Raw genomic sequence first — 10,028 nt, 5'->3', positions numbered from 1 at the left:
GAGGTATATCAGAATGAAAACTGCCCCGTAACTCATCTCATACAAACCACTAGCTCCTGCCTGATGTTCTTTGACCAATTGGGCATTGTAAATGGTAAAACAGGCTCCGAGAAATGAAGACGCCAAAGCCAAAAGTATTCCTGTGGTATAGCTAGAATCCACATTAAAGATCAAAGCCAAGCCGCACATGGCTAAGAGTCCAAAGAGCACCTCATAGATAATGAGCTTCCGCTTTAAAAATAGAGGTTCTAAAAAGGCTGCAAAAAACGCTCCCGTAGACATCACGGCCAAGGTCACGGAAACATTAGAGGCTTTTACAGCGCCAAAAAATGCCAGCCAGTGCAGGGCAATGAGCCCACCAGCAATAGCAAACTTTATTTGGATCCTTCTTGGAAACCGAAGACGTTTCTTAGTGATGATTGCAAAAATCAATAAGAAGACAGCCGCCAAACTCATTCTGTAGGCAACCAAGGGAATGGCATCTAAAGTGATGAGTGCACCGAGCACAGCGGTGAATCCCCAAATAAAAACAATGAGGTGTAAATGCAAGTATTGCAGCTTTTTAACGCTTGGCATTGTAAAGAAGGTAAACCGCCAAGCCAGCAAATACGATGTTCGGGAACCAAGTCGCTACCAAAGGAGAGAAATCACTTTGTTCGGCTAAGGTTCCAAAGATCTTGTCAAAGAACACGAACACCATTCCCAAACCTATACCAAAAGCGAGGTTCACTCCCATTCCACCGCGGCGTTTAATGGACGAAACGGCCACCGCGATAATGGTGAGGATATAGGCCGATATCGGCAAGCTCCAGCGTTTGTTTCTCACGATCTCATAACGGCTAATATAGGTTGAGCCACGCTCTTTCTCTTTGGAAATGAATCGATTGAGTTCGTTATAATTGAGCGTCTCTGCAATGTATTCCAGTGGAGTGAGATCTTCCAAATCAAAGGAGAACACCGTATCCAACTTATTCTTAATAATGAGTTGATCTTCTCGTTCCCCAACAATACGCTTGGTATAATTACTCAGGGTATAGGTACTGTCCTCTTGATTGAATTTAATACGATTGGCGCTGAGCTTGTAGACCATTTTGTTGTCCACCACATGCTCTAAGGTAAAGTTGCGCCCCATCTGATTTTTGGGGTTGAAGTAACTCACATAGATATAGTCAGTCTCGTTGATCTGACGATATACATTGGTTTGGTCTCGATCTTTTTTGCCTCGTTTGAGATACTGATAGGTAAACTCATTAAAGCCTTTACTGGCCATAGGCGCGAGATACATCCCTAAAAACAAAGCTCCGATACAAACAATAGTTGCACCGATCATATACGGTCTCAAAAATCTGTAGAAAGAAACACCACTACTCAAAAAAGCGATCACCTCCGTTTTATTCGCCATTTTAGAGGTGAACCAAATCACCGACAAGAACAAAAATAGTGGGAACAGCAGGTTTGCGAAGTAGATGGTAAAATGGAGATAATAAAGCGCCACTTCAGAAAAAGGCACCTCATTGGCCAAGATCTTATCGATCTTTTCGGCCAAATTCACCGTAATCCCAATCGGAATAAAAAGCAACAAGAGCATCAAGAAGGTGCCCAAGTACTTTTTAAGTATGTAACGATCTAGAATTGAAAGCATTGACTACAAGCGTTTGTCCATTTGACGCACCATTTTATCCTTCCATGCCTTGAAAGTTCCAGCAATGATTTGCCTTCTGGCTTCACGGACTAACCACAAATAAAAGCCTAAATTATGAATCGTGGCGATTTGTTTCCCTAAAAGTTCGTTAACACTGAACAGGTGTTTCAGATAAGCTTTGGTGTATTGAGTATCTACATAAGTGTGTCCCATAGGATCAATGACAGAAAAATCATCGGCCCATTTAGCATTTTTTATGTTGATGGTACCCTCTGAGGTAAACAGCATTCCGTTACGAGCGTTTCTGGTAGGCATCACACAGTCAAACATATCTACGCCCAGAGCGATATTCTCTAAAATATTAATCGGCGTTCCAACACCCATTAAATAACGCGGTTTATCCCAAGGCAGCACTTCCGTGACTACTTCTGTCATGGCGTACATCTCCTCTGCAGGCTCGCCAACGGATAATCCTCCAATTGCATTTCCAACGGCTCCGGCGTTGGCAATATATTCTGCCGATTGTTTTCTCAAGTCCTTGTAAGTGCTTCCTTGTACAATCGGGAAAAAGGCTTGAGCGTAATCATAAGTGAACGGCAATTTGTCCAGCTCAGCAATACAGCGATCCAACCAACGATGCGTCATATGCATGGAACGCTTGGCGTAGTTGTAGTCACAAGGATAGGGTGTGCATTCATCAAAGGCCATGATGATATCTGCACCGATCACCCGTTGGATCTGCATGACCCGTTCTGGAGTGAACATATGATATGAACCATCTATATGCGATTGGAACTTTACTCCTTCTTCTTTGATCTTTCGGTTTCCAGAAAGTGAATACACTTGGTATCCACCACTGTCTGTCAAAACATTACGGTCCCAATTCATGAATTTGTGCAAACCTCCTGCCTTTTGCAGGATCTCTGTTTGCGGGCGCAAGTACAAATGATAGGTATTGCCCAGAATAATATCTGGATTAATGTCGTCTTTAAGTTCGCGTTGGTGTACCCCTTTTACCGTACCTGCAGTACCAACAGGCATAAAAATTGGGGTTTCAATTGTCCCGTGATCAGTGGTGATAGTTCCGGCTCTCGCTTTACTTTGTGGATCGTTTGCTGTTAAGCTGAATTGCATAATCTATGGTAGCTTCCTCTGGGGCAAAGATAGCATCTTATGCTGTTTTTATAGGGGAATCCTGCGCAATGTTAACTAATCCTTGGGAATCGTTGATAACTCGCTTGCTTCCCCCTTTGCTCAAGGGGGTGAATAGTGTAATTTTACAGCTGAATTCAAACCATTTTTTATGCCAGATATCGCAGCTTTAGAAGACTTGGTAACGCAGGTCAGACGCGACATTTTAAGGCAAGTTCACAAGGTAAATTCGGGTCACCCAGGAGGTTCTTTGGGTTGTGCCGAATTTTTTGTGGCCTTGTTTCAAGTCATTATGGACCGCAAAGACGGGTTCCACATGGATGGAAAGGGTGAAGACATCTTCTTCTTATCCAACGGACACATTTCCCCAGTATTTTACAGTGTACTTGCCCGTAGCGGTTATTTCCCTGTGGAAGAATTGAACACTTTTAGATTGATCGATTCTCGCTTGCAAGGACACCCAACTACACATGAAGGACTTCCGGGAATTCGGGTGGCCTCTGGGTCTTTGGGCCAAGGAATTTCTGTCGCCGCTGGCGCAGCAGAAACTAAAAAACTCAACAATGATCCACATTTGGTTTATGCCCTTTGTGGAGACGGAGAACTTCAAGAAGGACAAAACTGGGAGGCCATTATGTACTGTGCCGCCAACAAAGTAGACAACCTGATTGTTACCGTAGACTTAAACGGTCAACAGATCGACGGATCTACTGATGACGTCCTCGACCTTGGAAACGTTCGTGGTAAGTTTGAGGCCTTTGGATGGATGGTACATGAAGTTGCCAAGGGTAATGATATGCAAGCAGTAATTGATGGTCTAAACCACGCAAAGAACATGAGTGGTCAAGGCAAACCTGTTTGTGTACTATTACAAACCGTAATGGGTAATGGAGTAGACTTTATGATGCACACGCACGCATGGCACGGAAAAGCGCCTAATGACGAGCAACTGGCCGTTGGCTTGGCACAGAACCCAGAAACTTTAGGGGATTACTAAAAGACGAGCAATGAAAACCTATACAGATACAGGAAAAAAAGACACACGCTCCGGATTTGGAGCTGGTTTGACCGCTCTTGGTCAAACAAATCCCGATGTAGTAGCGCTTTGTGCTGACCTAACGGGATCACTTAAAATGGACGAATTCAAAGCAAATCACCCAGAACGCTTCTTCCAAGTTGGAATTGCAGAAGCCAATATGATGGGACTTGCAGCCGGAATGACCATAGGAGGTAAAATACCTTTTACAGGAACCTTTGCCAACTTTTCGACAGGCCGTGTATATGATCAGATCAGACAAAGTATTGCCTATTCTCACAAGAACGTAAAGATCTGTGCTTCTCACGCCGGATTGACTTTGGGAGAAGATGGAGCTACTCACCAGATCTTAGAAGACATTGGTCTAATGAAAATGTTGCCTGGAATGACGGTGATCAATACCTGTGATTTCAATCAAACAAAAGCAGCAACCATGGCCATTGCACAGCATCATGGACCAGTATATTTGCGTTTTGGACGCCCAAAAGTACCAAACTTTACTCCAGAAGATCAAAACTTTGAGATCGGGAAGGCCGTTCAATTACAAGAGGGTTCTGATGTGACTATCGTAGCTACCGGACATTTAGTTTGGGAAGCCTTAGAAGCAGCCAAAGCTTTGAATGAAGAAAGCATTAGCGCAGAGGTGATCAATATTCACACCATTAAACCATTAGATACCGATGCCATTGTAAAGTCTGTAAAGAAGACTGGATGCATCGTTACGGCAGAAGAGCACAACTTCTTAGGAGGACTCGGGGAATCTGTTGCCAGAGAATTGGCACTGCACCACCCAACTCCGCAAGAGTTTGTAGCTACCAATGACACCTTTGGTGAATCTGGTACGCCAGCACAATTGATGGACAAATACGGATTGAATGCCGCCGCAATTGCTGCCAAGGCTAAAAAAGTTATGGGACGTAAATAAAGTTCCTAACCCTTAACGAATAAAAAATCCCGCTCTAGGCGGGATTTTTTGTATGCTGTATTAAGAAAGGATTAGTCTGCATCGCGGTAGTCCGGAATACCGTCTCCATCCGTATCTGTAAGGATCACTGTTCCGTCATCGAGGATCTCAATCTCATCTCGTGTTGGCACGCCGTCATTGTCATCGTCAAAATCTGCGAAGTCAGGCACACCATCCTCATCGGTATCATCATCGAGTTCGTTTCCGTTTCCGTTCAAGTCTTCATTAAGCGAAATGATCCCGTCTTGATCGTGATCTGCAACAACTGCTTCTAAAACGTTGAAAGTAAAGATCAATTGAGAGTACAACGGAATCTGTGGACTTGGTGGTTGATTGAAATATGCAATTCCAGAAGGAATGAACAAAGCTCCTGAGCCAAAACCTTCAAAGCTTACCGTTCCATCAGGATTTACGGTTTGAGCAGTTGCCCCTTGGAATTCAACAAGACCTTCTTGAAATCCGTCGATAACACCAGTAAGATCAAACCAAACTGGGTTTGGTGATCCGTCAAACTGGGTTCCGGTCAATAAGGTACCGCGGTAGGTCACCAAAGTAGAATCTACAAAGGTTGGGCTTGAACCCTCTCCTTGTAAGGCTTTCAAAATATAAAGGTTGTAGGTTACATCCTCTTCATCTCTATCGGTCACTACCTTAGTTTCCACTTGATTGATCAATGGAATTTTATCTGAGTTGTCTCCAGCGATGGTATCAATTACTACTTCAAAATCAAAGCCAGTTGGAGGAGTTTCAAACTCTTCGTAGTTGTAAAAGTGCGTTTGTAGGTATTCCACCAATTCCGCTTCGGCATTTACTGCCTCTTCTCCACGGTCACGAGGCGGTATAGTCTCAAAACCGTTGTCGTCATTTCCACAAGAGAAAACCCCTGCGATCATCAAGGCACTTAAAAGGCCGTATATTAGTTTCTTTTTCAATGAAATCAATTTAGGTTTAGACAGCGCTAAACTGCCGTATTTACACCATTTTATGTCTTAAAAAGACGAGCGCAAGATACCATTTTTTATACTTTTGCTGTAAACATTAACGTTGATTTTAGAAGCTTTGTATGAGGGTTGACAAATATCTTTGGGCCACGCGTTACTTTAAAACGCGCAATCAGGCAACCATAGCTTGTAAAAAGGGAGCGGTTAGAGTGAATGATGATGTGGTGAAGCCCGCTCGAGAAGTGTATCCGGGAGACGAACTCAAGGTTCGCAAGAATCAAGTGGATTATGTACTCAAGGTATTGGATACGCCACCGAGTCGTGTGGGCGCCAAATTGGTTGATATGTATCGTCAGGACATTACCCCGAAAGCAGCTGTAGAGACTTTGGAAATGCTCAAATACTCCCAAGACTATTACCGCAAACGCGGAACAGGCCGCCCTACAAAAAAGGATCGCCGCGATCTGGAAGACTTCACAGACGAACAAGAGTGAGCAAAGTTTTGGTATCTTTGTTTTAACAACAGTACAGCGCTATGGATACAATATTGAATCACCAAGAGGTTCAACACAAAATTCGCCGAATTGCCTATCAGATCTATGAAGCTAACGCTACCGAAAAGGAGATCGTTTTGGCTGGAATAGCTGGTGGCGGTTACACCCTAGCCCAGCGTTTGGCAGAAACACTACAGGATATTGCACCCATGCATTTTTCACTCTGCAAAGTAGAGATTGACAAAGCAGACCCTAGAGCACCAATTACTACCAGCATGCTGGCAGCTGATTATGAAAACAAAGCTGTTGTTTTGATCGATGATGTACTTAATTCAGGTACTACACTGATCTATGGTGTGCGTCACTTTTTGGATGTTCCACTTTCGAGATTCAAAACTGCCGTACTTGTCAATAGGAATCATAAAAAATACCCCGTTAAAGCTGATTTTAAAGGAATTTCACTCTCTACTTCTCTAAATGAAAATGTGGCTGTGGTTTTTGAAAAAGACCAAGACCGCGTTTGCCTAGAATAATTGAGCTACTATAGCTTTTACCACTTCTTCTGCGGATTGTTCTGAGGTATCTATTCGATGCTTCGCTTGCATATAATAAGGTGAACGATCAAACAAATGCTTACGGACGAAATCTTTGAGATCCTCATGATTGTTTAAATGTGCAATCAGCGGACGCCCAGCTCTTTCTGGCCAAAGCCGATCAACTAAAGTATCTAAATGGGTCTTTAGATAAATGGCTTGGACATCGGCTGCAGCCAAAAGCTTATCCATATTACCTGCATAACATGGAGTACCACCTCCAAGGGCAAGGACTTTATTCTCCGGGGTTGAAAGTTGCTTTTCAAGTACCTGAGACTCCAAAATGCGAAACTTAATCTCCCCTTTTTCTTTAAAAAATTCAGGAATTGTTTGACCTGCCTTTTCTTCTATCAGGGTATCAAGATCGCAATAAGGCCAGTTGAGAACTTCGGCTAATTTTTTACCGATCAGCGACTTACCGCTGCCCATATATCCCAACAAAACGATCATAATTAATGCTTTTATATTTTGGCTGCTTCAAAGATGCAATTGGCTTTCTTCGAAAACTCAAATTTAAATCAAAATAGCTTTGATAAATAAATAGAATGGTTTTATATTTGCACCCGCATTCAACAAAGACCTGATAGCTCAGTTGGTAGAGCATCTCCCTTTTAAGGAGAGGGTCCTGGGTTCGAGCCCCAGTCAGGTCACCACTAAAAAAGTTAAGCCCCGCGGCCTAACTTTTTTTTTGCCCGGGTGCTGGAATTGGTAGACAGGCATGGTTGAGGGCCATGTGTCCATTAGGGCGTGTGGGTTCGACTCCCACCTCGGGCACTGACAAATTAAAACGCATAGAAGATGCGACAAGAAAAAACGCCAAGCTTGCTTGAGCGTTTTTTTTATGGAGCAGATTCAAATCGCATAGCGATTTGTGTTTTGATTTGCTACATGGGCACAGCCGGGACGGCCGAGCATGAACGCTAGTGAGTGCGAGGCACTCTCACCAAAATGTCATCTCGATACATTTTTTACTACGCAAAAAACACTCGATGACCGGAACCCCGCGCCAGCGATTACAGCGGCATCCTTTTTACGAAGTGAAAAGATATAGCGGAAAGCGCGGTGACGCTTCTTGGCGGCAGGCGCCCAAAAAATTATAAATAACTCAACACCAAAATGTCATCTCGATACATTTTTTGCTTCACAAAAAACACTCGATGACCGGAATTGGTTTGCGACTAAGTATACAAATCAATATCATAGGCATACCACAAACGGTAAACAAAATTTCCTGAAAACATCCTAATTTTTTTCTGTTAATTGTTTACTATTTTTTCGTTTTTATTAAACAAAAGCTTATTTTTGTGGTTCGCTATATTGTGATTAAATTCATGAAGCCCCGTTGATGTATGCTGGTTAAAACCCAATTTAACATAAAGGATTTAGAGAACTTAAGCGGCGTAAAGGCGCATACCATCCGCATTTGGGAAAAGCGCTATGGCCTACTGGAACCCAACCGTACGGATACCAATATCCGAAAGTACGATCTGGAGAACCTAAAAAAGTTACTCAATGTTACTTTCCTGTACAACGAAGGCATCAAGATCTCTAAGATCGCTAAACTCAGTGATGCTGAGATTCAGCAGATCATTGAAGAGCGCGCAACTCAAAAGCAAGAAGACTATGCAATGAAGGCCTTTAAGACGGCCATGTTCGACTTTGATTACACCCTTTTTGCAACTACCTTCAACGAACTGAGTGAGCGCATCAGCTTTAGAGAGATCTTTATGGAGGTCTTTATTCCGCTGCTGCAAGAAATAGGAACGCTTTGGCAAACAGGTACTATTGATCCGGCACACGAGCGCTTTATCTCAGAGTTGATCAAGCAAAAGATCATTGTCAACATCTCTAATTTGCAGAGTGTTCAAAAGCCAGAACGCCAAGACATTCTTTTCTCTTTATATTTACCATATGAGGAGATTCATGAAATTGGACTACTCTATGCTCATTACGAGATCCTTCAAGCTGGCTATCAAACCATTTATTTGGGTAGTAATATTCCATTACCAAGTTTGCGCAATGTGCTCAAGCACCACGATAATGTAGTTTTTGTTTCCTTCTTTACTGTGAAACCGGACAAGGTTTCCATTTATGAGTATTTGAAGGAATTTGACAAGATTATCTCTAAAGAGCAAACCAGTCAGCTATGGCTCATGGGCGCTAAGACCCGTGAGGTTGAGTCAGATAAGGTTCCAGGTCATGTCTCTGTGATAGGCACCATTGAAGGGTTACTCGAAAAACTCAATACATTAAAAAAATCTTAAATCCAGTCAGCAGCTTTCATTTTGTTTAGAATTTGATTTAATTTGTTAGACAAATGAAGAAAAGCATTGCAATCGTAGGTAGCGGCTTCGCCTCTTTGGCCGCGGCATCTTATCTGGCTCAAGCCGGACACCAGGTGACCATCTTTGAAAAGAACAAGACCGTAGGCGGTCGTGCACGACAACTTAAACGCGATGGGTTCACCTTTGATATAGGTCCAACTTGGTATTGGATGCCTGACGTCTTTGAGCGTTTCTTCGCCGATTTTAATAAAAAGCCTGAAGACTTTTACGAACTAATCAAACTCAATCCCGCCTACAGCGTATGCTTTGGTGAAATGGATTTCATAACCATTGAGGACAGTTTGGAAAAGATCTGCAAGACCTTTGAAAAAGAGGAACCAGGCAGTGCAGCCAAGCTTGAGAAGTTTATGACTAAGGCCAAATCTAACTACGATATTGCGATTAAAGATTTAGTTTACCGTCCAGGAGTGTCTCCTTTGGAATTAGTAACACCGGTGACCATGCGCAAAATTGGTCAGTTCTTTAGTACGATTGCTAAAGACGTTCGCGCCGAATTTAAGAATCCACGTTTGATCTCCATCTTGGAGTTTCCCGTTTTATTCTTAGGAGCTAAGCCCAGCAATACTCCTGCATTCTACAGTTTTATGAACTATGCCGATTTTGGAATTGGAACCTTCCACCCCAAAGACGGTATGTATTCGGTTATAGAAGGCATGAAGACACTAGCTGAATCACTAGGGGTAGAGATCCGCACAGAACACAATGTGGACTCCATCACAGTAACTGATGGCCATGCAACCGGATTGGTTTCTAACGGACAAGTACACAAGGCAGACCTTGTTTTGAGCGGAGCAGATTACCACCACTCAGAAACTTTATTGCCCGCAGAACACCGCCAGTATTCTGAGAATTATTGGAAGA

At 43.0% G+C, this 10,028-nt stretch carries 11 protein-coding genes and 2 tRNA genes; 8 read left to right on the top strand and 5 right to left on the bottom strand.

Features of this window, described 5'->3' with window-relative positions:
• The 3 genes from HRT75_RS12980 to tgt all read right to left on the bottom strand — a co-directional run.
• Positions 1–576: DMT family transporter (locus HRT75_RS12980; protein ID WP_291187525.1), on the bottom strand; the 576-nt coding region annotated here is incomplete at its 3' end.
• Complete coding sequence (locus tag HRT75_RS12975) at positions 563–1,642, bottom strand: LptF/LptG family permease (protein ID WP_291187522.1); 1,080 nt, start codon at positions 1,640–1,642, stop codon at positions 563–565. The genes HRT75_RS12980 and HRT75_RS12975, both read right to left, overlap by 14 nt.
• Positions 1,643–1,645: 3 nt before the next feature.
• Positions 1,646–2,776 carry a tRNA guanosine(34) transglycosylase Tgt gene (tgt, locus tag HRT75_RS12970; protein ID WP_291187519.1) on the bottom strand — a complete coding sequence of 377 codons (1,131 nt, stop codon included), beginning with the start codon at positions 2,774–2,776 and terminating at the stop codon, positions 1,646–1,648.
• A 169-nt stretch (positions 2,777–2,945) separates the two neighbouring features.
• On the opposite strand from tgt, the gene HRT75_RS12965 reads away from it, so the two are divergent.
• Complete coding sequence (locus tag HRT75_RS12965; protein WP_291187516.1) at positions 2,946–3,791, top strand: transketolase; 846 nt, start codon at positions 2,946–2,948, stop codon at positions 3,789–3,791.
• Positions 3,792–3,801: 10 nt separating this feature from the next.
• Positions 3,802–4,755 (top strand): transketolase C-terminal domain-containing protein, encoded by a 954-nt coding sequence (locus tag HRT75_RS12960; protein ID WP_291187513.1) that lies wholly within the window; start codon positions 3,802–3,804, stop codon positions 4,753–4,755.
• Positions 4,756–4,826: 71 nt separating this feature from the next.
• Here the strand turns inward: HRT75_RS12960 and HRT75_RS12955 are convergent, their stop codons facing one another.
• Positions 4,827–5,726 carry a hypothetical protein gene (locus tag HRT75_RS12955; protein WP_291187510.1) on the bottom strand — a complete coding sequence of 300 codons (900 nt, stop codon included), beginning with the start codon at positions 5,724–5,726 and terminating at the stop codon, positions 4,827–4,829.
• Between the two features lie 131 nt (positions 5,727–5,857).
• On the opposite strand from HRT75_RS12955, the gene HRT75_RS12950 reads away from it, so the two are divergent.
• Both HRT75_RS12950 and HRT75_RS12945 read left to right on the top strand, forming a co-directional pair.
• Entirely contained in the window at positions 5,858–6,229 is a 372-nt protein-coding gene (locus tag HRT75_RS12950) for a S4 domain-containing protein (protein ID WP_291187507.1), read from the top strand.
• Between the two features lie 41 nt (positions 6,230–6,270).
• Positions 6,271–6,762, top strand: coding sequence for a phosphoribosyltransferase family protein (locus HRT75_RS12945; RefSeq protein ID WP_291187504.1), 492 nt, complete (start codon positions 6,271–6,273; stop codon positions 6,760–6,762).
• Here the strand turns inward: HRT75_RS12945 and HRT75_RS12940 are convergent.
• Positions 6,754–7,272: a shikimate kinase gene (locus HRT75_RS12940; protein WP_291187502.1), complete on the bottom strand. Its 519-nt coding sequence runs from the start codon at positions 7,270–7,272 to the stop codon at positions 6,754–6,756. The two genes, HRT75_RS12945 and HRT75_RS12940, sit on opposite strands and share 9 nt — an antisense overlap.
• A 127-nt stretch (positions 7,273–7,399) precedes the next feature.
• Between HRT75_RS12940 and HRT75_RS12935 the strand changes: the two genes are divergently transcribed.
• The 4 genes from HRT75_RS12935 to HRT75_RS12920 all read left to right on the top strand — a co-directional run.
• Positions 7,400–7,475: transfer RNA gene (locus HRT75_RS12935), tRNA-Lys, on the top strand.
• A 37-nt stretch (positions 7,476–7,512) separates the two neighbouring features.
• Positions 7,513–7,596: transfer RNA gene (locus tag HRT75_RS12930), tRNA-Leu, on the top strand.
• Positions 7,597–8,171: 575 nt separating this feature from the next.
• Complete coding sequence (locus tag HRT75_RS12925) at positions 8,172–9,086, top strand: MerR family transcriptional regulator (protein WP_291187500.1); 915 nt, start codon at positions 8,172–8,174, stop codon at positions 9,084–9,086.
• A 53-nt stretch (positions 9,087–9,139) separates the two neighbouring features.
• A partial coding sequence (locus HRT75_RS12920; protein WP_291187498.1) for an oleate hydratase occupies positions 9,140–10,028 on the top strand: 889 nt, incomplete at its 3' end.

Source organism: Gilvibacter sp. (genome assembly GCF_013214815.1).
GTDB lineage: Bacteria > Bacteroidota > Bacteroidia > Flavobacteriales > Flavobacteriaceae > Gilvibacter.
Note: the sequence above shows the minus strand (reverse complement) of the source record. Positions and strands in the feature narration are given on the sequence as shown.

What these genes read in the sequence shown, in the direction of transcription:
- HRT75_RS12975 (WP_291187522.1), bottom strand. Translation starts at nt 1,642, where the DNA reads ATGCTTTCAATTCTAGATCGTTACATACTTAAAAAGTACTTGGGCACC.
- tgt (WP_291187519.1), bottom strand. Translation starts at nt 2,776, where the DNA reads ATGCAATTCAGCTTAACAGCAAACGATCCACAAAGTAAAGCGAGAGCC.
- HRT75_RS12965 (WP_291187516.1), top strand. Translation starts at nt 2,946, where the DNA reads ATGCCAGATATCGCAGCTTTAGAAGACTTGGTAACGCAGGTCAGACGC.
- HRT75_RS12960 (WP_291187513.1), top strand. Translation starts at nt 3,802, where the DNA reads ATGAAAACCTATACAGATACAGGAAAAAAAGACACACGCTCCGGATTT.
- HRT75_RS12950 (WP_291187507.1), top strand. Translation starts at nt 5,858, where the DNA reads ATGAGGGTTGACAAATATCTTTGGGCCACGCGTTACTTTAAAACGCGC.
- HRT75_RS12945 (WP_291187504.1), top strand. Translation starts at nt 6,271, where the DNA reads ATGGATACAATATTGAATCACCAAGAGGTTCAACACAAAATTCGCCGA.
- HRT75_RS12940 (WP_291187502.1), bottom strand. Translation starts at nt 7,272, where the DNA reads ATGATCGTTTTGTTGGGATATATGGGCAGCGGTAAGTCGCTGATCGGT.
- HRT75_RS12925 (WP_291187500.1), top strand. Translation starts at nt 8,172, where the DNA reads ATGCTGGTTAAAACCCAATTTAACATAAAGGATTTAGAGAACTTAAGC.